Source organism: Glutamicibacter sp. NPDC087831, from assembly GCF_044742845.1.
Lineage (GTDB): Bacteria > Actinomycetota > Actinomycetes > Actinomycetales > Micrococcaceae > Glutamicibacter.
Genome location: NZ_JBIUVH010000003.1, coordinates 325979 through 348021, shown reverse-complemented (window position 1 = coordinate 348021; position 22043 = coordinate 325979). Strand labels below are relative to the sequence as shown.

General features: G+C 60.3%; 20 protein-coding genes. 11 read left to right on the top strand and 9 right to left on the bottom strand.

Annotated features, from left to right (window positions below; all coding sequences use genetic code 11):
* Positions 1–1095 (bottom strand): hypothetical protein, encoded by a 1095-nt coding sequence (locus ACIOJF_RS12410; protein ID WP_400342815.1) that lies wholly within the window; start codon positions 1093–1095, stop codon positions 1–3.
* Between the two features lie 256 nt (positions 1096–1351).
* Here ACIOJF_RS12410 and ACIOJF_RS12405 point away from each other — a divergent pair, with 256 nt between their 5' ends.
* Entirely contained in the window at positions 1352–2212 is an 861-nt protein-coding gene (locus tag ACIOJF_RS12405; protein ID WP_400342814.1) for a prephenate dehydratase, read from the top strand.
* Positions 2213–2728: 516 nt separating this feature from the next.
* Complete coding sequence (locus tag ACIOJF_RS12400) at positions 2729–4123, top strand: NAD(P)-binding domain-containing protein (protein WP_402735566.1); 1395 nt, start codon at positions 2729–2731, stop codon at positions 4121–4123.
* Between the two features lie 84 nt (positions 4124–4207).
* Here the strand turns inward: ACIOJF_RS12400 and ACIOJF_RS12395 are convergent, their stop codons facing one another.
* Both ACIOJF_RS12395 and ACIOJF_RS12390 read right to left on the bottom strand, forming a co-directional pair.
* Positions 4208–4882, bottom strand: coding sequence for a response regulator (locus ACIOJF_RS12395; RefSeq protein WP_400342810.1), 675 nt, complete (start codon positions 4880–4882; stop codon positions 4208–4210).
* 10 nt (positions 4883–4892) lie between these two features.
* Complete coding sequence (locus ACIOJF_RS12390) at positions 4893–6503, bottom strand: sensor histidine kinase (protein WP_105661847.1); 1611 nt, start codon at positions 6501–6503, stop codon at positions 4893–4895.
* Positions 6504–6732: 229 nt separating this feature from the next.
* On the opposite strand from ACIOJF_RS12390, the gene ACIOJF_RS12385 reads away from it, so the two are divergent.
* Genes ACIOJF_RS12385 through ACIOJF_RS12370 form a run of 4 tightly spaced genes read left to right on the top strand, consistent with a single transcriptional unit; the run spans position 6733 to position 10252 of the window.
* On the top strand, positions 6733–7746 hold the full coding sequence (locus ACIOJF_RS12385; RefSeq protein WP_105661846.1) for a tripartite tricarboxylate transporter substrate binding protein: 1014 nt from the start codon (positions 6733–6735) through the stop codon (positions 7744–7746).
* Positions 7743–8246: a tripartite tricarboxylate transporter TctB family protein gene (locus ACIOJF_RS12380; protein WP_105658222.1), complete on the top strand. Its 504-nt coding sequence runs from the start codon at positions 7743–7745 to the stop codon at positions 8244–8246. Before ACIOJF_RS12385 ends, ACIOJF_RS12380 begins: the two co-directional genes overlap by 4 nt.
* Positions 8247–8267: 21 nt before the next feature.
* Positions 8268–9854, top strand: coding sequence for a tripartite tricarboxylate transporter permease (locus ACIOJF_RS12375; RefSeq protein ID WP_402741709.1), 1587 nt, complete (start codon positions 8268–8270; stop codon positions 9852–9854).
* On the top strand, positions 9851–10252 hold the full coding sequence (locus ACIOJF_RS12370; protein WP_402741689.1) for a universal stress protein: 402 nt from the start codon (positions 9851–9853) through the stop codon (positions 10250–10252). Before ACIOJF_RS12375 ends, ACIOJF_RS12370 begins: the two co-directional genes overlap by 4 nt.
* A gap of 69 nt (positions 10253–10321) precedes the next feature.
* Here ACIOJF_RS12370 and ACIOJF_RS12365 read toward each other — a convergent pair whose 3' ends face one another.
* On the bottom strand, positions 10322–10720 hold the full coding sequence (locus tag ACIOJF_RS12365) for a DUF4282 domain-containing protein (protein ID WP_105661845.1): 399 nt from the start codon (positions 10718–10720) through the stop codon (positions 10322–10324).
* Between the two features lie 179 nt (positions 10721–10899).
* Here ACIOJF_RS12365 and ACIOJF_RS12360 point away from each other — a divergent pair, with 179 nt between their 5' ends.
* Positions 10900–11916 carry a S66 peptidase family protein gene (locus ACIOJF_RS12360; protein ID WP_402741688.1) on the top strand — a complete coding sequence of 339 codons (1017 nt, stop codon included), beginning with the start codon at positions 10900–10902 and terminating at the stop codon, positions 11914–11916.
* 89 nt (positions 11917–12005) lie between these two features.
* On the opposite strand, the gene ACIOJF_RS12355 is transcribed toward ACIOJF_RS12360, so the two are convergent.
* From ACIOJF_RS12355 to ACIOJF_RS12345, 3 genes are all read right to left on the bottom strand, one after another.
* The gene (locus ACIOJF_RS12355; RefSeq protein WP_332730822.1) at positions 12006–13103 is read right to left on the bottom strand and encodes an alanine--glyoxylate aminotransferase family protein; all 1098 of its coding nucleotides are present in this window, start codon (positions 13101–13103) and stop codon (positions 12006–12008) included.
* A gap of 109 nt (positions 13104–13212) precedes the next feature.
* A complete protein-coding gene (locus ACIOJF_RS12350) occupies positions 13213–13920 on the bottom strand; it encodes a phosphonatase-like hydrolase (RefSeq protein WP_402741687.1) in 708 nt (235 codons plus the stop codon).
* A gap of 13 nt (positions 13921–13933) precedes the next feature.
* The gene (locus tag ACIOJF_RS12345) at positions 13934–14692 is read right to left on the bottom strand and encodes a GntR family transcriptional regulator (RefSeq protein WP_402741708.1); all 759 of its coding nucleotides are present in this window, start codon (positions 14690–14692) and stop codon (positions 13934–13936) included.
* A gap of 168 nt (positions 14693–14860) precedes the next feature.
* Here ACIOJF_RS12345 and ACIOJF_RS12340 point away from each other — a divergent pair, with 168 nt between their 5' ends.
* Genes ACIOJF_RS12340 through phnE form a run of 4 tightly spaced genes read left to right on the top strand, consistent with a single transcriptional unit; the run spans position 14861 to position 18661 of the window.
* Positions 14861–16060, top strand: a complete 1200-nt coding sequence (locus tag ACIOJF_RS12340) for a TIGR03364 family FAD-dependent oxidoreductase (protein ID WP_402741686.1) — start codon at positions 14861–14863, stop codon at positions 16058–16060.
* 29 nt (positions 16061–16089) lie between these two features.
* Positions 16090–17010 carry a phosphate/phosphite/phosphonate ABC transporter substrate-binding protein gene (locus ACIOJF_RS12335; protein ID WP_105658230.1) on the top strand — a complete coding sequence of 307 codons (921 nt, stop codon included), beginning with the start codon at positions 16090–16092 and terminating at the stop codon, positions 17008–17010.
* Between the two features lie 2 nt (positions 17011–17012).
* On the top strand, positions 17013–17789 hold the full coding sequence (locus tag ACIOJF_RS12330; RefSeq protein ID WP_400290402.1) for a phosphonate ABC transporter ATP-binding protein: 777 nt from the start codon (positions 17013–17015) through the stop codon (positions 17787–17789).
* A complete protein-coding gene (phnE, locus tag ACIOJF_RS12325; protein ID WP_400290401.1) occupies positions 17786–18661 on the top strand; it encodes a phosphonate ABC transporter, permease protein PhnE in 876 nt (291 codons plus the stop codon). The genes ACIOJF_RS12330 and phnE overlap by 4 nt, the downstream gene beginning before the upstream one ends.
* Positions 18662–18867: 206 nt before the next feature.
* On the opposite strand, the gene ACIOJF_RS12320 is transcribed toward phnE, so the two are convergent.
* On the bottom strand, positions 18868–20088 hold the full coding sequence (locus ACIOJF_RS12320; RefSeq protein WP_402741685.1) for an MFS transporter: 1221 nt from the start codon (positions 20086–20088) through the stop codon (positions 18868–18870).
* A 95-nt stretch (positions 20089–20183) separates the two neighbouring features.
* Positions 20184–21854, bottom strand: coding sequence for an amidohydrolase (locus tag ACIOJF_RS12315; RefSeq protein ID WP_402741684.1), 1671 nt, complete (start codon positions 21852–21854; stop codon positions 20184–20186).
* Between the last annotated feature and the right edge of the window lie 189 nt (positions 21855–22043).

Here is a 22043-nt window from a genome sequence, read left to right as displayed (position 1 = left end):
TCAATAGGATTGCTGCGATCCAAAGCTTGTAAAAATCCTTAGCGCATTGACGACGCGTTGCACCGAATCCGGGGGAATCTGCGAGAGCGGAACGTTAGGCTTTCGACTGGCAAAGCTGCTGCGCCGCAGGCTCCTTCCGACCTCTTCCAGTCCTGGGATTCCAATCAGCTCATTCAAGAAGAATTCTCTGGCCTCAGATTCAGGCGCTTCTTCGAGTGGCAACTGGGAAACAGGCTTGAAATTGAATTCCAGGGACAGCCCTTGCACACTGAAATAGAATATCGATACGGTGCCAAGCCGAGTTCCCATTGAATCGAAAATGGGAATCGTGCCCGCGGGGTATTTTGACCTCGACCCTAGGAATGGCAATTCCGACTTGAGCGCAGAATTAATCAGTTCGTCGAACGCTTCCAGGCTTTGCCTGTCACTCTCAAGAAGCCAGGAGCGGATGCTGCTTGCTTCCCACCGGGTGGTCTGGCGATTCTCCGGTGTTGATTTCGCATTGGCCAATTCTTCGCCGAATACGTGAGGCAACAGGAGTTCAAGCTCCCCATGCCGCCTCCGGGCATATTCGACTGCAACGATCGATGTCCCTGGGCCGGCCATCATATTCAAGTATTCAACCATGAGTCTCAACTGGGCATTGATTGCATCGACCGCTAGCACGATTCGAAAATTTCCCTGCGTCAGGTTCAGCGCAAGGGACTCTTTCAGTGTCGTCGCCGTCTCAGTATTTTCATCCCAAAGCGGCGTGGAAGAACGGTCTCTCCAGCGCTGCGCAAATTCGTCGACGTCCATCTTCCATAGACGCGAGGCATAGTCGAACATCTGGCCAACGATTTCACGCCTGATCTGCGGATTAGACGCCAACTTGCATTCGACGAGGGTGACTTCCCCTCCGGCATCCACCACGACAATATCTGCGGGGCCGACCTCGGACTGGAATTCGCGACAGGCTTTCGCTTCGGAACTCACGCCTGGAATCAGTTCCGGGTGGTTCGCAAGGATCTCCTGTAATTCTGATTCCAAGGCATACCCAATTTTTTGGGGTTCAAACCATGCCCCGTCATCTTGCCGAACCAATATGCTCGCCATGGTTGATGCTCCTTTGCACTGTGGTCTACAGCATAACGACCGCAATTGGCCCAGGAGCAGAGGAACGGAACTATGTTCGCGTGAAAATTCGTCGCCGATCCGCATACCTTGCCGTAATTCATCAGCACTCCAAGCTCCGTTCGGCAAGGGGCGCAAGCATCGTCAGGTGTCGCGCCCTCGACGTCCAGAAGCCCCGTCCCCGCAACCTTGACACAAGTTCTTCATCAGGAAAGGGGCACTGGGTTATGTTGATTCAATGCGCAACAAGATTTCCTATCAGGGCGAAGCCGGTTCCAATTCCAATATGGCTTGCACAGAACTTTTTCCCGATATGGAAGCCGTGCCCTGCGCCAGCTTCGAGGATGCTTTCGCCCTGGTGGAAAACGGCGAAGCTGAGTTGGCCATGATCCCCATCGAGAATTCGCTGGCCGGACGCGTTGCCGATATCCACGTCCTGCTGCCCGAATCGCAGCTGCAGATCGTGGCCGAGCACTACCTGCGAATCCGATTCGATCTGCTGGGGCTGCCAGGCAGCACCATTTCGGGCGCTACTGAAGTGCACAGCCACATCCATGCGCTGGGCCAGTGCCGCAAGATCATTCGCGAGCATCAGCTCACTCCGATCATCGCTGGGGATACCGCAGGTTCCGCGCGCGAGGTGCGCGATTGGAATGATCCCACCAAGCTGTCCTTGGCGCCACCTCTGGCAGCAGAACTCTATGGCTTGGAAGCGCTGGCTACAGGGGTGGAGGATGACCAGACCAATACAACTCGTTTCGTTGTACTTGCACGCCGGCAGGATCTCCCGAGTCGCTCCACCATGCCAGAATCAGTGATCACCACATTGGTCTTCCAGGCTCGCAACGTTCCTAGTGCGCTGTACAAGGCCCTGGGCGGTTTCGCTACCAACGGCGTGAACCTCACCCGCTTGGAAAGCTACATGGTGGGTTCCGGCTTCGCGGCCACAACTTTCATGGTTGATATCGAAGGACACCCCGACGATCTTCCGGTACGCCGAGCCCTGGAGGAGCTGGACTTCTTCACCTGGGAAATCAAGATCCTCGGCTCCTATCCGGCCAGCGAGCACCGACAGAATACTGTAGCGTCCTTCGTTTGATCCCTGGAGCTAATTCCTCCGGACAGGTCCCGGCACCGCGACGAAGCTGCTGGACCCTTCAGCCCTGCCACAGCTCCCCTTTCAACGAGATGATTACGCGCGGTTTTCAACGTTGCGCCCCTGTATTTTCAGACTCTCGCAAAAGTTCCAGCACCCGCATTCCGCTGTGCAGCTGATCCGGGTTCCATCGGGGCTGCACCACAGCGTTCACTTCTGCTCTGTACCAACTCCTGACCACCCTCTTTGGCATTCGATTGCACGCTATTCTTCCGGCTGACTCATTCCGAAAATACCCACTGACCTCTGCATTCAAGATCCATATAATTGACGGCTGGTAGAATGGGGATTTATAGCCTGTGCCTATGGAAGGTTTTCATATAGAAATCTGCACCTCCCGTCCGCACGGCTAGAGAACTGGTTTAGAGCACATTTGTTGTAACGCGCGGCCAAATATCCCGGATTCCGGTACTGCGGCCTGCGCGAGATTTTCAAGGCTTACAGGCCGGAGAGGAACGCTTGACTCAACGCGTCGCAATCATTGGAGCAGGACCCAGCGGCATCGCCCAGCTGCGGGCTTTCGATTCTGCCAAGAAAACAGGGCAAGATATCCCAGAAATCGTCTGCTTCGAAAAGCAGGATGATTGGGGAGGCCAGTGGAACTACAACTGGCGCTCCGGGATCGACAAATACGGCGAACCAGTGCACTCGAGCATGTACCGCAATCTCTGGTCCAATGGCCCGAAGGAAGCCCTGGAATTCGCCGAGTACACCTTCGATGAGCATTTCGGCGGGCCGATTTCGTCTTATCCGCCACGAGCCGTGCTCTGGGATTACATCAATGGCCGCGCAGAGAAATCCGATATAAAGAAGTACGTGCGCTTTGCCACCGTGGTCCGCTGGGTAGATTACAACGAAAGCACCGAGCTCTTCACCGTCACCACCGAAGATCTGAAAACCGGCAAGACTGCGTCCAGCGACTTCACCCATGTCGTGGTCGGAACCGGCCACTTCAGTTTCCCTAACGTTCCTGAATTCGCAGGAATAGGCACTTTCCCCGGCGAGCTCATGCATGCCCACGATTTCCGTGGAGCCGAGCGCTTCGCCGGCAAGGACATCCTGCTCATCGGCGCCAGCTACTCTGCCGAGGACATCGGCGTCCAGTCCTTCAAGATGGGTGCGCGCTCGGTCACCTACAGCTACCGCACCGCTCCGATGGGCTTCGACTGGCCCCAGGGCATTGAGGAGCTTCCGCTCATCGATCGCTTCGAAGGGTCCACGGCCCATTTCAGCAATGGCGTATCACGCAAGTTCGATGCGGTAATCCTGTGCACCGGCTACCTCCACCATTACCCGTTCTTGCCCTCCGGGTTGGCTCTGGACTCGCCGAACAATGTCTATCCGGATACCTTGTACCGTGGTGTCGCATCCGAGAACAACAACAAGCTGTACTACCTGGGCGCCCAGGACCAGTGGTTCACCTTCAACATGTTCGATGCCCAAGCATGGTACGTCCGTGATCTGATTACCGGGAAGGCCTCGATCCCCGTAGCGGGCGACCAGCGGATGAGCATCGATGCGTGGCTGAGGCGTTTCAATGCCATTGAAACTGCTGAAGACGAAGTGAAGTTCCAGGCCGACTACATTCGCGATCTCATCGAGCAGACCGATTACCCCATGTTCGACCTGGATGAGGTCACCCGTACCTTCATGGCATGGAAGAACGACAAGAAGAAAAACATCATGACCTACCGGGACAAGGTTTATCCTTCGGTCATGACCGGTACCATGGCAGCCACGCACCATACGCCGTGGCTCAGCGAATTGGACGACAGCTTGGAACGCTACATGGCTCCCGTTCCGTCCGAAAGCGTGGAAGACTTGGCCGCGACTGAAAAGGCCACGTCAAAGTAGCGCTGAGCGGAACCGCGCACTGTGGCTGCGTGCTTTTGGACGCAGCCACAGTGCTTCCTGATCTGCAAAACCCAGGTTCCGGGGCTAGCTCCTCCATGAGTAGCGGCGTTCGGGCCTGCCGACTCCCCCGTAGCGCAGGTTCACCTGAGCCAGGTTTTCCTCTGCCAGGTATTCCAGATACCGGCGAGCGCTCACCCGGGACGTGCCCAGCTTCTGCGCGGTTTCGGTGGCCGATATGGGTTCGGCAGCTTCCTTGACGATGCTCTCAACCAGTTCCATGGTTTCGGCGCTGCAGCCTTTGGGAAGAGGCCGGCGCTTTTGTCCGCCGAGCCCGAAGAGCATGTTCACATCGGCCTGCTGCAATTCCTGGTCCGCTGCTTCGCCCAGCGGCTGGTAGGCCTTCGCGTAGTGCTCCAGCCGTTCGCGCAGGTCATCCCGCGAGAAGGGCTTCATCAGATAGTGGACGATGCCGCCACGAAGCGCGCGGCGCACGGTATCCATTTCCCGCGCCGCGCTGATCACCAGGACATCGAGCTCCGGCTGGACTTCGCGCAGGCGCTGCAAGAGGTCCAGGCCGTTCATGTCCGGCAAATGGATATCGAGCAAGATGAGATCCGGCGAGAGCGCGCCGGCGGCCTTGATCGCGTCACCGGCGGAGTGCGCCACGCCGACCACGGTGAACCCCGGTTCGCTGTTGACGAATCCAGCGTGCACCTTGGCGACCATGAAATCATCGTCGATCACCAGTACTTTGATCACTTCTTGCTTCCTACTTCCTGAGCGTGGCGGTAAACCGGGCACCTTGTGCATTGGCCGCGGCCAGCTCTCCACCGCGGCGGCGGCAAACCAGGCGGCTGATGGCAAGGCCGAAGCCCCTGCCGCCGGAAACCGCGCTGTCCTTGGTGGAGAAACCTTGGGTGAAGATCTCGTCCATGGCATCTTCCGCGATGCCTTCTCCATTGTCCCTCACGGTGATTCGCACCAGCTCGCTGGTTTCCTCGATCCCGACCTGGATTTCCGGATTGGCAGCCGCAGCGGCCGCGTCCATCGCGTTATCGACGAGATTGCCGATCACGGTGGTCAGATCCCGCGCCAGCTGGTCCTCGCACCTGCCCAAGGTTGAGCTAGGCGCCATCTTCAGGTGCACCCCTCGCTCGGCGGCCACGCTGGACTTGGCAATCAGCAACGCGGCAATCGTGGGTTCGGCGATGCATGCGGAGACGTCCTCGAAGATCTTGCTCCGGCTGAAGCTCACGCCATCGATGAAGCCCACGACCTCGTCGTATTCCCCGAGCTGGATCAACCCGGAAATTGCGTGCAGCTGGTTGGCGAATTCATGGGTCTGCGCCCTGAGCATGTCGGCGGTGGCCTTGCTGTCTCCAAGTTCTTGTTCCAGCAGGGTCAGTTCGGTCTTGTCTCGGAAGGTGGTGACCGATCCCAAATCCCGCCTGGCGGTCTTGACCGGCATCCGGTTGAAGACCAATACCCGCTCGCCGACAAGGAATTGCCGGTCGGGCAGCTCTTGGCTGGTGGTCAGTGCATGGCGCACCTGCGGAACAACATCCAATTCGTCCAGGGTCCTGCCCACGCAGTGGCTGGGAAGCTGGAGCAGCTCGATGGCGACATCATTGGCCAGCATCACCCGGCTATCCGGCGACACCGAGATGATTCCCTCTTTGACTCCGTGCAGCAGGGCTTCGCGATGCTCGAAAAGCTCTGCAATTTCCCGGGGTTCAAGCCCGCGGGTCTGGTGCTTGACCCGGCGGGCCAGCAAGACTGAGCCGGCGGTCCCCAGCAGCAGGGAAATGACCAGGGTGAACAAGGCGTTGGGGGCGATCTCCTGGATCATCTCACCGGTGCTGGGATAGCTTTGGCCGGCGCTGACGATGCCGACCATCTTCCCCTCGTCATCCAGCACCGGAACCTGCGCAATCAATACATGGTTGCCATTGCGCCAGATTTCCCCGGTCCATCCGCGGCCTTCGGTGACGGCGGATTCAGGGTGCAGTATCGAGGTTCCGACTTCATCCGGATAGCTGGAGGTGACGACCGTTCCCCGGGGATCGGCAATGGTCACGAATTGGAGACCCGAGGTGCTGCGCACCGATTCGCCCATGGCAGGCAACGCCGAACCCATTTCCGGCTCCGCCTCGGGCAGGAGCACGCGCAGCAGGGGGTTTGCAGCCAGCGATTCGGCGGCCGAGAGGCTGCGGCGCCCCTCGATTTTTTCGAAGTTATTGGTGGCCTGAGTCAGCGATACCGTGATGACCCCTGCCAGCACCACCGCGATAATGAGCAATTGCAGTATCAGGTACTGCCCTGCAAGGGTCAGCTTGCGGCGCGTGTACAGATTAGCGAGCCAGAAACGCACGGCACCCATTGCCTCGCCCCCAATATTCCAGAAATCCACGTTGCACCCGGCAGGTCCTTGCTGGCACCTGCATCCGGGCACTGTGCTACCTTACCGAAGATTCGAATGGTTCAGATCACAATTTCCGGTTACACAATGAACAGTATTTTCTTTGAGTACGCAAGAGTGACCCGGCTCACGATGGCACGTAAGTTGGTATCACTCGCAACCCCGATGAAAGCAAAGAGGCTGAATCCCCATGAAACCGTTCAAGTCGTTCCGTGCGCTGAGCGCGCTGGCAGCTGCCGCTGCACTGGCCCTGACCGCCACGGGCTGCGGCGTGACATCAGAGTCTTCCAGCACTGACGCCGCAGAGTCCAAGGGCCCCATCGCGAACCTCCGCATCATGGTGCCAAACACCCCAGGCGGCGGCTACGACACCACTGCCCGTGTTGCCGCCAAGGTCATGGATGACGCATCGCTGGCCAGCAACCCGGAAGTCTTCAACCTTGCCGGTGCCGGCGGCACCGTCGGCTTGGCCCGCATTGTCAATGAGAAGGGCAATGGCGATCTGGCCATGCTCATGGGCCTGGGCGTGGTGGGTGCAAGCTACACCAACGAAACCGACTCCAAGCTGACCGATACCACCCCGATTGCCAAGCTCATCGAAGAGCCCGGAGCGATCATGGTTTCCAAGGATTCTCCGTACAAGAGCATTGACGACTTGGTCAAGGCCTGGAAGGACGACCCAAGCAAGCTCTCGGTCGGCGGCGGCTCCTCCCCTGGCGGCCCGGACCATCTGCTGCCAATGCAGCTGGCCGAAGCCGTGGGCATTGATCCCAAGGACGTGAACTTCGTATCGTACGATGGCGGCGGCGACTTGCTGCCGGCCATCCTGGGCAACAAGCTGGCCTTCGCTGCCTCCGGTGCCGGCGAGTACATGCAACAGATCGAAGAGGGCTCTGTTCGCGTACTGGCCACCAGCGGCGAAGAGCGCCTGGAAGGCGTAGATGCCCCGACCCTGAAGGAATCGGATATTGATCTGGTGTTCTCCAACTGGCGCGGTCTGGTGGCTCCACCTGAGATTTCCGAAGAGGACAAGGCCAAGTGGGTCAACCTGGTCACCGAAATGCATGATTCGGCCGAGTGGAAGGAAGCTCTGGCGACCAACGGCTGGAGCGACGCCTTCATGACCGGCGACGAATTCTCCGCCTTCCTCACCGACCAGGACGAGCGCGTTGCCAGCGTCCTGAAGACCCTGGGCCTGGCGTGAGCGAAGTAGCCACCGCAAAGAAGAAACGCGTCGAACTCCTGTTCGCCGCGTTTCTTCTTATCGTCGGAATCATCGTGTTTGTTGACGCGTCGCAGCTTCATGTGACGTACTCCCAGGCAGACGTTGTAGGTCCCAAGGCCCTGCCTTACGTCGTCTCGGGCATTCTCATTCTTTCGTCCATTGCCTTGGCCATCACCGTCATGCGTGGCAACCTTGCTGCGGGCGAAGAAGGCGAAGACGTGGACCTGAGCCAGCCTTCGGATTGGAAGGTCCTGCTCCCGCTGATCGGCATCTTCGTGCTGAACCTGCTGATCGTGAATTGGGCTGGCTGGGTCATCTCGGGAACCATCATGTTCTTCGGCGCGGCTACCTGCCTGGGTGCGCGGCGCTGGGTATTGACCTTGGTTATTTCGCTTGCCTTGGCGCTTGGTTCGTTCTACGGCTTCTATCTGGGCCTGGGCATCAAGCTTCCGGCCGGAATCCTCTCGGGGGTGCTCTAATTGGAAACTCTGGATTTATTGATGGGCGGCTTCGCCGCGGCGCTGACCCCGATTAACCTGCTCTTCGCTTTCGCCGGTGTCATCCTGGGAACCGCTGTAGGAGTGCTCCCGGGCATCGGCCCGGCCATGGCTGTGGCACTGCTGCTGCCATTGACCTTCGGCATGGAAACTTCCAGCGCACTGATCATGTTCGCCGGCATCTACTACGGCGGGATGTATGGCGGGTCAACCACCTCGATCCTGCTCAACACCCCGGGGGAATCGGCAACAGTCATCACAGCCATCGAAGGCCACAAGATGGCCAAGGCCGGCCGTGCGGCACAGGCCTTGGCCACCGCGGCCATTGGATCCTTCGTTGCAGGAACCATCGGTACCGCGCTGCTGGTGACCGTCGCCCCGATCGTCGTGAAGTTCGCGGTGAGCCTTGGCGCACCGAGCTACTTCGCCATCATGGTCCTCGCTTTGGTAACTGTCACCGCAGTCTTGGGCTCTTCCAAGATTCGCGGGTTCGCTTCCCTGGGCTTGGGCTTGGCCATTGGCTTGGTCGGCATGGACCCGGTCTCCGGGCAGCAGCGACTGACTTTCGGCTTCGCGCCCCTGGTGGACGGCATGGACATCGTGGTGGTCGCCGTGGCGATCTTCGCCATTGGCGAGGCGCTGTGGATTGCCGCGCACTTGCGCACCAGCCCGGCCCGCACCATTCCGGTGGGTGCCCCGTGGATGGGCAAGGAAGATTGGAAGCGTTCGTGGAAGCCCTGGCTTCGCGGTACCGCCTTTGGGTTCCCCTTCGGCGCGCTGCCTGCCGGCGGTGCCGAAGTTCCGACCTTCCTGTCCTACGTCACGGAAAAGAAGCTGTCCAAGCATCCTGAGGAGTTCGGCCACGGCGCCATTGAGGGCGTTGCCGGCCCGGAGGCCGCGAACAATGCCTCTGCCGCCGGCACCCTGACTCCGATGCTCGCCTTGGGCTTGCCCACCAATGCCACCGCTGCGGTGATGCTGGCGTTCTTGACCATGAAAGGCATCCAGCCCGGTCCGCTGCTCTTCGAGAATGAACCAGACCTGGTGTGGGCCCTGATTGCCAGCTTGTTCATTGGCAACACGTTGCTGCTGCTGATCAACCTGCCATTAGCGCCGCTGTGGGCGAAGCTGCTGAAGATCCCGCGCCCCTACCTGTACGCAGGCATCTTGTTCTTCGCAACGCTGGGCGCCTTCTCGGTGAACATGCAGGTAGCTGATCTCTGGCTGCTGCTACTGATCGGTTTGCTGGGCTTTGCCTTGCGCCGCTTCGGCCTGCCAGTGCTTCCGCTGATCCTTGGTGTCATCATCGGCCCCATGGCCGAGGAACAGCTGCGCAAGACCTTCCAGCTTTCTGCTGGTGAAGTCTCAGGTCTCTGGAGCGAGCCGCTGGCCGTGGGCATCTACGTGCTCATCGCCGTCCTGCTCCTGCTGCCAGTGCTGATCTCCGCTATTCGGCGCAAACGCGGGACAGCGTCTGCCGCCGCCGAGGCCCTGCTGGGCGACGATGCAGCTGGCGGCCCCGAGCCGGAACAGGCGAAGCCTGGCCACGGAAATGAGAACAGCAAGGCTGCTGAAAGGAATGATTCATGACGATCGTAGTGGGCTATATTCCCTCGCCAGAAGGCGAAGCCGCCTTGGAACGAGCCATTCTCGAAGCCAGGCGCAGCGAGGTGCGATTGATCGTAGTGAACTCTTCGAAGGGCGATCGGCTCGTTGACGACAGGCTCATTGACGCGAAGCAGTACCACGAGCTGGAAGCCCGCCTTTCTGATGCCGGCATCGATTTCTGGATTGAGCGCCACACCCAGGGTGCCGATGCGGCAGACCAGATCCTGCATGTAGCCCAGGCCCAACGAGCCGAGCTGATCGTGATCGGCCTGCGCAAGCGGACGGCAATGGGCAAGTTCCTCATGGGGAGCAACGCGCAAAGGATTCTGCTCCAGGCCTCCTGCCCGGTGCTGTCGCTCAAAGCGTCCAGCGACTGGTAGTCCCGCACGCTGTTCGCACAACAACGGCCGATGGCCCGCACCACGGGTGCGGGCCATTGGCCGTTGGACTTACTTCTGGTAAGGGTTGGCTGGCGGAGTGCCGCCGCCATTGGCGGTTGGATCCTGCGGCTGCTGGGGAGCAGGAGGATTACCCGGGTGCGGGCGGTAGCCGCCTTCTGCCGGCGGGATGCCACCGGCCAGACGAACGAGTTCAGTGGTGTTCTCCGCAGTGCGGATCTGTGCCAGCAAGGATTCGAGTCCTGCACGGACCAGTACCAAATAGACCAGGGACACCAAAGGACCCACGATCAGGAGCATGAGGAAGCCGAGCATTGCATCAGCCATGAACCCGGAAATCACGATTCCGAGGTAGCCGATCGCCAACAGGACCATGATCAGGATGTAAACGATCTTGATGATCGATGGCGTGATGAATTGTTTGAATTCCAAGTCGAAGAGGGACTTCACCTTATTTGCTTCTTTCTTTAGAGAAATTGCGCTGTCCCGCCCACGTTATCGAATTTCGCAGTATTCTCCCAGTAGCTGGAGCGGAATATCTTCATTTGTTGCGAAAATTTCGCCAACTAGTCGCCTGCGACTGCGTGCGGGTTATTATCCCCTGCCAAGCCAGACCCTAGACTGATTGCATGACAAGCCATGAGAAGCCGACCATCGTCCCGGCCCGATTGCAATCCGGAGACACCATCAGGGCCATCGCGCCATCGTGCTCCCGCGCCTTCGTGATGGAATTCGACAATACGAAGTGGATCACTGAACGCTTCGAGGCCATGGGGCTCAAGCAGGAATTCGGAGATCACGTAGACGAGAACGATGACTTCGACAGCTCGCCGATCCCGTCGCGCGTGGCCGATCTGCACGCCGCATTTGCCGATCCTTCTGTCGCCGGAATCATCTCGGTCATTGGCGGCTTCAATTCAAACGAGCTGCTCCCCTACCTCGATTGGGATCTCATTGCCGCCAATCCCAAAGTCTTCTGCGGATATTCTGATTTCACCGCGCTGGCAAACGCCGTGCATGCCAAGACCGGCCTCGTTACCTATGTCGGCGCGCATTGGTCCAGCTTCGGCATGCGTGATCATTTTGAACCAACCGGACAGTGGTTCCGGACCGCAACCCACGAGCACGCGTGGACCATCGAGCACGCCAGCGAATTCACCGACGATTTGTGGTTCATGGATCAAGACAACAGGTCCGTCCAGGCATCCGGCGGACCGTGGATCCTGAATCAAGGAGCGGCCACGGGCACGGTGATTGGAGGGAATCTGGGCACGCTGCATTTGTTGCAGGGCGGCGAATTCATGCCATCCTTGCACGGGGCGATGCTCTTCATCGAGGAAGACTCCTCCGAAGACATCCACGAAATCGCCCGGAAGCTCGCCTCCTTCCTGCAGTCCCCTAGCGCCGCTGGCCTGACCGGGCTGGCCATCGGGCGTTTCCAGCGGCAATCCGGCATCACCCGTAGCCTGCTGGAGCAAGTCATCGCAAAGCACCCGATCCTGCAGCGCATCCCGGTTGTGGCCAACCTCGATTTCGGCCACACTTCCCCGATGTTCACCTTGCCGATTGGCGGCTACGCCAGGCTTTCGACCGGTGACGATTCGGTGCAGCTGCACTTTGCGCATTCACAAGACCAGCTGGGCTAGCCCAAGGGCCACGGCAAAAAGCGGGACCATTCCATCTCCTGGTTGGCCCCGCCTTGCTTTGCGCTCAGTAGGCCACGGCCCTCACGGGCTTAGGCCTTGTCGATCGCTTCCTTCAGCGCAGCCAGCAGCAGCGCCACCGAACCCGGATTAGCGTTGGGGCCCATCATGCCGACGCGCCATACGGTGCTCGCGTACTTGCCGACACCGCCGCCGATTTCAATATTGAAGCGGTCGAGCAGGTATCCACGGACCTTCGCCGAATCAACGCCTTCAGGAACGTAGACCGTCGTCAGCTGCGGCAGGCGGTACCCCTCCTGGGCGAATAGCTCCAGGCCCATTTCCTGCAAGCCATCTTGCAGCAAGCCTCCCGCTTCCTGATGGCGGGCGGTGACCGCGTCCAGGCCCTCAGCCAGGATGCGGTCGATGCCGGCTTCCAGCGATGCGACCATCGAGACCGGTGCGGTGTGGTGGTAGGTGCGTTGGCCCCCGGTGGAACCTGTGGCGTAGCCGCCGAGCAAGCCCAGATCCAGATACCAGGATTGGGGCTTCTGGACGCGGCGCTCGAAAGCACGGTCTGAAATGGTAAATGGTGCCAATCCCGGAGCCACGCCGAGGCATTTCTGCGTGCCGGCATAGCCAACGTCAATCCCCCATTCATCAGCCAGCACCGGCATGCCGCCAATGGAGGTCACTGCATCGGTGATCAGCAGTGCATCGCCCTTGATTGCGCCCAGCGCGGCTATATCGGAAACAACTCCGGTACTGGTTTCAGCATGCACGCCGGCAATGACGGTTGGGTTCGGGTGCGCCGCGGCAACGCGTTCGGCATCGATCGGCGTGCCGTATTCATGCTCGACGCGGACTACTTCAGCGCCAGCGCGCGCAGCAACTTCGCACATGCGCTCGCCGAATAAGCCGTTGATCGCGATGACCGCTACGTCGCCTGGGTTGATGGTGTTGACGAAAGCGGCTTCCATGCCAGCTGAGCCCGTGGCGCTCAAAGGCAAGGTACGGGAGTTTCCGGTTCCCCAGAGAGTACGCAAACCATCAGCAACGCGATCCATGCGTGCAATGAACTCCGGATCCAGATGGCCCAGCAGCGGAAGGCCGAGCGCTGCCGTTGCCTCGGGATACGGGTTGCATGGACCCGGTCCGAACAGGTGGCGCTGAAGAACAGTCTTGCTCATGACGACTCTCTTTCATCTCAATGGGATGTTCCAACTAGAGCTCAGCATATCTCGCATCCCAACCCGAAACGAAACATATCTTCCGCATTGCAAAATTACTCGGGTCGAACTACACGGCCGCGGGCTCGATCGCCTCGAGATAATCCGGCAGCTCCGCCACGGATTCGAGGATGGCGGCATGCGGGAACCGGTCCAGCTCTTCGCGGCCCAGCTTCCCGGTCAGCACACCGATCCCATGCACTCCCGCGTGATGCGCGGCCAGCAGGTCGTTGGCGGTGTCGCCTGCGGCAACAACCTTGGCTACATCGCGAATTCCCGTCAACTCCATGGCTCGATGAATCATGTACGGCGCAGGGCGTCCCGCTGCTGCTTCATCGCCGGCAATCACTGCGTCGAGAAGTTCGCCAGGACCGACCTTCCAGCCCAAGCCATCGAGGATAATATCGGCAACATCGCGCGAGAACCCCGTTGTCAACGCGATCTTCTTGCCGCTGGCAGCCAAGCGTTCCAGCGCTTGCACGACACCTGGCAATGCGACGGGCGGATTCTCCCGGTAGTACCCCAGCAGCAAATGGCGGAAACGATCAAACTGCACTTGCACCTGCTCATCGCTGGCAACAGCTCCGCCAAGTTCAATCAGCGCTTTGATCGCTTCCTTCTTCTCGGCGCCCATCCAATGCTGCAGATCCTCCTCCTTGACCTCAACACCGAATTCGCACACCGCATTCTCCAAAGCCCGGTACACATCGGCATGTTCGTCAATGGTCGTTCCAGCCATATCGCAGGCAATGAGTTCAAACATGTCTTCTCGTTTCATCGTGTTTTCCTGTTCAGACAGCAATGCTTCGCACACGGCTCAATGAGGCGCGATGCTCGCTGGTGTTTTCAATGGTGAAGTTGGCCAGATCCGGCAAATACCGATCATCGGAGTACTCAAGTTTCTGCCCCGATTTGGCGGAAGTCACGCGCCGTTCGCGCAGGAGCGGGGCGCCGAGCCGGACACCCAGCAGCTGCGCGTCCAGTTCATCGGCCGCCACCGCGTCGATGGTGTGCTTGCCTCGGTAGAGGTCTACGCCTTGCTCCCGCAGGTGCTCGAAAATCGAACCGTCATCCGCATCGAATTCGAAGAGCAGCCGACCGACTTCTTGGGTAAAGCTAGTCCGCTCCAGCATCGCCGGGCTCCCATCGAGCAAGCGCAGGCGCAGGATCTGCACCACCTTGGCACCTTCTTCGAGTTCGAGCTGCTCGGCCACGAGGGCATCGGCCGGGCGCTGCGCCAATTCCCGCGTTTCCTGTCCAGCCTCCAATCCGATGGAGCGCGCCCAATCAGTAAAGGACATGAAGGTGGTAAACGATTGGGATTGCACCTGTTGCGCCACGATTGGCGGCTTGCCTTGTCCCCCCGCAATGAGGCCCTCCGAACGCAACTGGGCGAGCGCATGCCGGACCGTGCCACGCGAGGCATTGGCGCGGGCACAGAGTTCTGCCTCACTGGGCAGGACATCTCCTTCGTGCCATGTGCCAGCCGCTATTTCCTGCCGCAACCAGGTGGTGAGGGCTTGGTACTTGGGTTGCTTCTTGTTCTCCATCACCTCTTGATCATACAAGTGGTTTTATTGTGAAATCAGCGATTCACAAGACATTCCAGTGAACTGAAAGTGAATAGACGGACCCCATTCTGAACTCTAGGCAAACTTGTTCAAACAAGTGCCATTTCGGGTTGAATCCGATCATCCCGGGCATGGATGATCACTGTCGTGAGCAACGAAAAAAATTTCCCGCAGACCCGGCCAGTCGCCAACCACGCAGATGTGCTGGTGATCGGCGCCGGCATTGTCGGCCTGGCCCATGCCGCTCGAGCCCTGGACGCCGGCCTCTCGGTAATCGTCATTGAACGTGACCATGAGGCCATCGGCGCATCGGTCCGCAACTTCGGCCACTGCTGCATCACCGCGCAGTCCGGCGAACTCTACGACCTGGCGCAGTCAGGACGTCCCTTGTGGCTTGACTACGCTGAACGCGCTGGCTTCTGGGCCGTTGAATCGGGAGCTGTCGTGGTGGCCTCGACAGAAACGGAATTGCAGGTCCTGCGCGAACTGTCCGCACGCCGCGAAACCGGGCAGGTCGAGATGCTCAACGCGCAGGACATCGCAGAACAGCTCGGACGCGAAAGCACCGAAGAATTCCTCGGCGGCGCGTTCCTGCGTGATGACCTGCGCGTCGACCCGCGCACCACGGTGGCCAAGCTGGCCCAGTGGGTCAACGCCCATGTTGCTGGCAGCGTCCAGTTCAGCACCAGCGCCTTGGGATTCGGTGCCGGCCGGCATCGCCGGGCCAGCGTGAAAACTAATCGCGGCGCCTTCGAAGCCGACCAGGTTTTCGTTTGCGTCGGCCACGACGTGGACTACCTCTTCCCGCAAATCGCGCAGGAGCACCAGATCACCCGGTGCGCGCTGCAGATGCTCCGCGCAGAAGCTTCCGAAGACCTGGAATTGAAGCCGGCCGTCCTCACCGCCACCTCCATGCTGCGCTACGAGGCCTTCACCGAAGTGCCAGCAGCCAAGGCCCTGCAGGCTGAAGTTCTCGCCGAGCACCCGGAGCTGCTGGATATCCAGGCGAATGTCATGTTCGCCCAAAGGCCCGACGGCACCCTGCTCATGGGAGATTCGCACAGCTACGCCGCAACCCAAGCCCCCTTCCTCAAGGAAGCGACCTCGCAAACATTGCTCTCGGCCATCGGGGACTACATGAGTGGCACCGAGCTGAAAGTCATTGAACGCTGGCAAGGAATCTATGCCTCCAGCGCTATCGGCCCCTTGCTCATCCGCAATGCCGCCGACGCCATCACCGTCGTCTCCGTGACCGCCGGAGTCGGAATGACCCTGTCCTTCGGCCTGGCCGACAAGAACATCAAAAACCTCGCCAAGCCGGCCATGGCTTCGTCGATCACCGCCTAGCTTAGCTACACCACGCATTGGAGCAAACCATGAAGATCTCCCAGGCATTTAAATTCTCTGCCGTCTCGCTGGGCCTGCTGGCCCTCACCGCTTGCGGGTCCGCCCAGGCGGATGAGCAGGCCGACTCCGCTGCCCCCGCGTTCTGCGCCGATGGGCCCATCAATTTCGGCATCGAGCCCTACGAAGCACCAGCCAAGCTCGAACCGGCGTACGGCGTGCTCGCCGACGCATTGGAGCGCGAGCTCGGATGCGAAGTCGAGGTCCAAGTTGTCGAGGACTACGCCGCAGAGGTACTGGCAATGCGCAATGGAAAACTGGATCTTGGCCAGTTCGGTCCCGTGGGATACGTGTTCGCCAGCCAGCAGGCCGGCGCTGAACCGCTCGTGTCCTTCGGGACCGCCCAAGGCGAGCTCAGCACCTACACCGGTGGCATCTGGGTTGCGAAGGATTCAGAAATCAAGACCCTCGAAGACCTGCGCGGAAAGGACTTCGCACTTGGCGGCGTGGGCTCAACCTCCGGAGATGTCCTGCCGCGCTACGCGCTGAAGACTGCCGGCATTGCCGAGTCCGAAGTCAACTTGAACTACGCAGGAGGGCATCCTGAATCACTGCTGGCCCTGGCTAATGGAACTGTCGACGCCGCCCAGCTCAACTCGCAGACCCAGGCGGTTGCCGAAGAAGAAGGTACCTTCAACCCGGAAGACTACCGCCAGATCTGGACCTCGGAACCCATCCCGAATGACCCGATCACCATCAGCGCCGATGCCGACCCGGAACTGAAGAAAGCCGTTAAGCACGCGCTGCTGAACCTGCCGGAGGAAGATATCGCCCAGGTAGGAGCTTTCCTGGATGTGACCCCTCCGGGCCCATTGCTGGAAGTCACCAAGGAAACCTACGGCCCGCTGTTCGACCTGGCTTCCGAAATGGGCCTCACCGAGGACGATATCTAACCATGGACACCACGCAATTGCCCCGTCCGGCCCTCTCGGTGAAGTCCCTGGCCAAGTCCTTCAACCAGCGCCGCGTGCTTGATGACGTCGATTTCACCGTCAACCGCGGCGAGCTCGTGGCCTTTCTGGGTGCCAACGGCTCCGGAAAATCCACCACCCTCAAGTGCGTCGCGGGATTGGCCACGCCGGATTCGGGAAGCATCGAATTGGATGGCATCCACCTGGCCGATCTCCATGGCCGCGATCTAGCCCGTGCGCGATCCCGGGCAGCCATGGTGTTCCAGAAGATCCATCTGGTGCCCCGCCGCACAGCACTGGATAATGTCTGCGCAGGCGCCCTGGCCCGTGTCACCGGCTTGGCCTCATTCTCACCCGCTTTCTTCTCCCGCGAACTGCGGGAAGAAGCAATGGCCTGCCTGGACCGGGTTGGCATGGCCGACCGCGCCCTGGACAAGGTCGGGCGCCTTTCTGGCGGACAGCAGCAGCGCGTAGCCGTCGCCAGGGCCCTGTGCCAGCGCGCGTCGGTGCTGCTTGCCGATGAGCCGGTTTCTGCTCTGGACCCGCATGCGGCCGAGAACATCATGGAATTGCTCGCTACCTTGGCGCACGACGAAAACCTTGCAGTCGCCGCGGTTCTGCACCAGCCAGAGCTTGCACAACGCTACGCAGACCGGGCGATCGGGTTGCTGCATGGACGTATCGCCTTCAACGGTCCGGTCCAGAATCTCGGCGACGACTTCTTGGACGTTCTCTACTCTCCCGAGAGGATTGCAGCATGAGCCTCCATACCCGGACTCGCATCAAGGAGCAGGCAGTGGAAAGCACTTCGCAAATGATCGCTGGAAAATCCGCCCCAGCACTGCCCAGGGACCCGCACAAGGCCGCCCGGCGTACCCTTTGGATTACCGCAGTTGCAGTGATTGCCGCCCTTCATCTGCTGGCCATCGCGGGAACTGATTTTGATCCGGCGCTGCTCGTGGAAGGCTGGCGCGGGATGGCACGATTCATCAGCGACGCATTCCCGCCGGATCTGAGCTGGGACAAAGTCATACTTCCTGGCTTGGAGGCAACGCTGGTCACCTTGTGGATCGGCTTGCTGGGTACGACCTTCTCCATTCCTACGGCCTTGGTGCTCGCTGTGCTCGCATGCCGCACCACGACGCCGCATCCGCTGGCCTACCAAGCAGCACGCAGCATCTTGTCCTTCTTCCGTGCGGTACCGGATATCGTCTTTGCGCTCATCTTCGTCACCGCCGTGGGCTTGGGTCCCTTCGCAGGTGTGCTGGCGCTGATCTGCCACAACACGGGAGTGATGGGAAAGCTCTGGGCCGAGTCCCTGGAAGAAACCGATCAGGGCCCGCAGGAAGCGCTGTCCACCACCGGCGCATCACGGGTTCAGCAGCTTACCCATGGCGCACTGCCGCTGGTGATCCCGCAGTTCGTTGGCTTGCTCTTGTACCGCTTCGACGTCAACGTCCGATCGTCACTGGTCCTGGGCCTGGTCGGTGCTGGCGGCATCGGCTTGCTCATCAACCAGGCGATCAAGTCGTTCCAGTTCGATACGATGCTTACGCACATCATCATCGTGCTGATTCTGATCATCGTCGTTGACCAAGCGTCCGGATTCATCCGCCGCAAGCTGGCAGTCTAGCGCCTCGCCAATCGGAAAAGCGCGCCTGGGCCCCAGCGGGTGTCCGTGAACCTTACAGGATCGAGGACGCCGGCTGGGGCTTCATGGCGCTCTGGGCGAATCGTTGTGGTCCCTGAAGATGCCTCGGCACCGTTACCAGCGGCGCAGGTCCTGGAAAGTCGTTGTTTTCCACTGGTTGGCATGTGCCGGTGGTGGACCGTGCACTGCTATTCAGGAATTCCCATTGGAGCGACGCGCTGGGGCAAGCCGTGCTGATTGCGGCCCTGGACGAGAACCACGCAGGTCATGGACAGCAGCACTCCGACACTGCAGGCGACGAGAAGCACGCCAAAGCCGCTGGCAGCCTCGATGAGCATGCCGCCCAGAACTGGTCCAAGCGCGAACCCGGTGCCGATCATCAAGTTCGTGGAATTCATCAGGTGGCCGCTGGAGTCCAGGTCGGAGACCGTGGCCAGCAAGTAGGGCAGGATGAAGGTCCAGGAGAATTTGAAGATGATCGCCGCGGCCGCGAACTGCACGGCTCCGCTCAACCCGAACAGCAAGCCGATGGACAGCAGCATCGCCAGATAACCGAGAATGAGGAACAGCGGGCGGCGCGGATGGTCGCCCAGGAATGTGGCCAGCAAGGAGGAAGCAATTCCCGGGACTGTCGCAACAGCGAGAATCAGGCTCGTCGTACCCAAATTGATCTGCGCGGACGCCGCGAATTGCCCCATGAACGACCACACCCCGCTCAACGCTAGGTAGAAAAGCATTACCGCCGCCAGGGCCAGAAACGCCTTGGATCTCGGGGCCGGCCGGTGCCCGTAGTTGGCACTATCGGCAGCCGGGTCAGCGGCGCTTCCCAACAGCACGTTGCCATCGATGCGGTGCGCAACCGCCATGCAGCACAGGGCTAGCCCAGCCATGGTCCAGTAGATCGCAGACACCGCGGAATCCGCGAAGAGCACCGGGAAGAGCGCCAGAATCACGGCGCCCATGACCAGCTGGGCCGCAACGAATAACCCATAGGCCCGTCCTGGGTTCGCGCTCCTGCCGCTCAAGCTCAGGATCACCACGGTGATCGAGCCAGCAGCCAGGGACGTCACAATGCGGCACACCGCCAAGAGCGCGTAGTTGTCCGCAAAGCCCGAGACCACATTTCCGGCCACGGCAACCAGCGTGAAGACACGAGTTGCCGTCACGAGGTTGACGCGCTTGAGCCACAGATAGGCGGGGATAGTCGCCAAGCTGAAGGCCCCGAGCTCCATGGACAGCAGCCCGCCTACTTGGGTAGCCGTCAGGCCGAATTGCGCCACCAGCTTGGAGGCGATCACCGGTGCGGTCAGCAGCACCATGTACAGCACCGCGCTGTAGGCACCGATGTAGATGTAGGTTCCGCGGTCGCCGCCTGTTTTTGTGCGCGCGCCAGCCAGTATCGAGTCCATGGCTTTCCTTCGAGACAGCGGCGAGTTGCCGCGGGTAAATAATGATGCTCCGGCCGATACCCTGGCCGGCTGAGAACAACGTGCTGGGCAGGCGATTAGCGCACCGGCACGCTCGAGGATCCGAGTCGGTCGTAGACCTTTTGCCCGCTGAACCAGGTCTGCTGTGCAGTGATCTGCGGCAGCTCTTCGAGTTGCACCTCAAACGGGTCTGCCGAGAGCATGATGAAGTCAGCGGACTTACCGATTTCCAGCGACCCGGTCAGGTCATCCAGTCCCATCGCTTTGGCGCAATTGATCGTGTAGATGCGCAAGGCATCCGCCAAGGTCACGGCTTCTTCCTCCCAGAGCGTTCCGGGGAAAGCTCCGGTAGGATCCTTGCGGGTGACCAGACCGTAGATTCCCTCCCAGGCGTTCGGGGAAACGCTCACCGGCCAGTCCGAGCCGCCGGCAACTAGCGCCCCGGTGGCCAGCAAGGTCTTGTTCGGGTGCATCTTGGATGCCCGGTCGACGGGAAGGACGAGTTTCATGGCTTCGGTAATCACCCCGGGGAACCACAATGACGGCGAGATATCGGCGGTGACTCCCAGTTCTGCAAAGCGCGGCAGGTCATCCGGGTGAATGAACTGGCCGTGGGCGATATGGTATTTCGGCTCGCCCAGACCTGCCTCGCGCACCTTCTGGACTGTGTCCAGGACCAGGCGCACCGAAGCATCGCCGGTGCAGTGGATCTTCGCGGAAATGCCCCGCCGCGCCGTGCTCATCAGCCAGCCCGCGAGTACTTCTGGAGGCATTGTGGCGTTGCCGCAATGGCATTCGGGGAATCCCGCACCCTCCAGATACGGTTCGATGAAGGCTCCGGTCCCTGCCGGCGGAACGCCATCAAGGAAGATCTTGATGAAATCCGGGCGGTGATGAGTTGACCTGGTTTGCTCGCGCTCGGCAATGATCCCCTCGCCCAGCGGATGGGTCCCGAAAATGAAGTCATTGGCCTGCATGCTGGAAACCACCCAGGCGTGCAGATTCCCGGATTCATCGAGTTCTTTCAAGGCCTGCATGAGTTGCAAGGAGGCGGCAGCATCCTGGAAACCGGTGATGCCGTAAGAATGCAGTATTTCCATGCCCCGCGATGCCGCTTCGGCCAACTGCCAAGTCGGCGTGGGGCTCATTGATTCGCGGACCTGTTCGACAATGACCCCGCCGGCTTCCAGCAGCACGCCGGTGGCTCGGCCTTCGGCATCCCGCATGATTTCCCCGCCTTCGGGGTGAGGGGTCGCGCCGGTGATGCCCGCAAGCTCCAAGGCATGGCTGTTCACCCATCGGTTGTGCTTAGCATCATCCTTGAGCAAGGCCGGCCGGCCGCCGGTGGCCTGATCCAGCCGCGCCAGTGCCTGGGGCGTATTGATCTCGCTCAACAGGCCCGAACCCCAGCTGCCACCGATGACCCACTGGTCCGCAGCCAGCTTATCCGACCAGACCGCGACTGCCTCCAGGAACTCGTCCAGGTTGAGAGTTGGCGGAACGTTGAGCTCGAACAGGTCCATCTGCCCGGCAAGCATGTGATGATTGTGCACGTCCATCAGCCCGGGCATGATCGTGGCCCCGTCCAGATCGATAATTTCCATTTCCGGCCCACGCAGCGCCAGCGCATCCTCTCCGAGCGCGACAATCTTTCCTGCGCGGACGGCCATCGCATTGACTATGCGTTCATGCGGATCCAGCGTATGGATGGTGCCGTTGACCAAGAGAAGGCTAGGGGCGGTGTTCACGAGTGCAATCCTTTCGAAAGATACCAATCCGGGATGGCTCTCCAAGGTTCAAGAAGTGATGCACGGCATATCCCGGCCGGTGCATTCATTCTCGCAAAGTCCGCCCCAAGGGCGTTGGCTTTAGGCGCATGCTTAGTTGGCAACGCACGCCAAACTCGCTCCGGGGCTAGAAACAGGAGCCACGTCCCA

Bases quoted from the DNA above. Each gene is read 5' to 3' on its own strand.
- ACIOJF_RS12410 (WP_400342815.1), bottom strand. From the start codon at position 1,095: ATGGCGAGCATATTGGTTCGGCAAGATGACGGGGCATGGTTTGAACCC.
- ACIOJF_RS12405 (WP_400342814.1), top strand. From the start codon at position 1,352: ATGCGCAACAAGATTTCCTATCAGGGCGAAGCCGGTTCCAATTCCAAT.
- ACIOJF_RS12390 (WP_105661847.1), bottom strand. From the start codon at position 6,503: ATGGGTGCCGTGCGTTTCTGGCTCGCTAATCTGTACACGCGCCGCAAG.
- ACIOJF_RS12385 (WP_105661846.1), top strand. From the start codon at position 6,733: ATGAAACCGTTCAAGTCGTTCCGTGCGCTGAGCGCGCTGGCAGCTGCC.
- ACIOJF_RS12375 (WP_402741709.1), top strand. From the start codon at position 8,268: ATGGGCGGCTTCGCCGCGGCGCTGACCCCGATTAACCTGCTCTTCGCT.
- ACIOJF_RS12370 (WP_402741689.1), top strand. From the start codon at position 9,851: ATGACGATCGTAGTGGGCTATATTCCCTCGCCAGAAGGCGAAGCCGCC.
- ACIOJF_RS12360 (WP_402741688.1), top strand. From the start codon at position 10,900: ATGACAAGCCATGAGAAGCCGACCATCGTCCCGGCCCGATTGCAATCC.
- ACIOJF_RS12355 (WP_332730822.1), bottom strand. From the start codon at position 13,103: ATGAGCAAGACTGTTCTTCAGCGCCACCTGTTCGGACCGGGTCCATGC.
- ACIOJF_RS12350 (WP_402741687.1), bottom strand. From the start codon at position 13,920: ATGAAACGAGAAGACATGTTTGAACTCATTGCCTGCGATATGGCTGGA.
- ACIOJF_RS12345 (WP_402741708.1), bottom strand. From the start codon at position 14,692: ATGGAGAACAAGAAGCAACCCAAGTACCAAGCCCTCACCACCTGGTTG.
- ACIOJF_RS12335 (WP_105658230.1), top strand. From the start codon at position 16,090: ATGAAGATCTCCCAGGCATTTAAATTCTCTGCCGTCTCGCTGGGCCTG.
- ACIOJF_RS12330 (WP_400290402.1), top strand. From the start codon at position 17,013: ATGGACACCACGCAATTGCCCCGTCCGGCCCTCTCGGTGAAGTCCCTG.
- phnE (WP_400290401.1), top strand. From the start codon at position 17,786: ATGAGCCTCCATACCCGGACTCGCATCAAGGAGCAGGCAGTGGAAAGC.
- ACIOJF_RS12320 (WP_402741685.1), bottom strand. From the start codon at position 20,088: ATGGACTCGATACTGGCTGGCGCGCGCACAAAAACAGGCGGCGACCGC.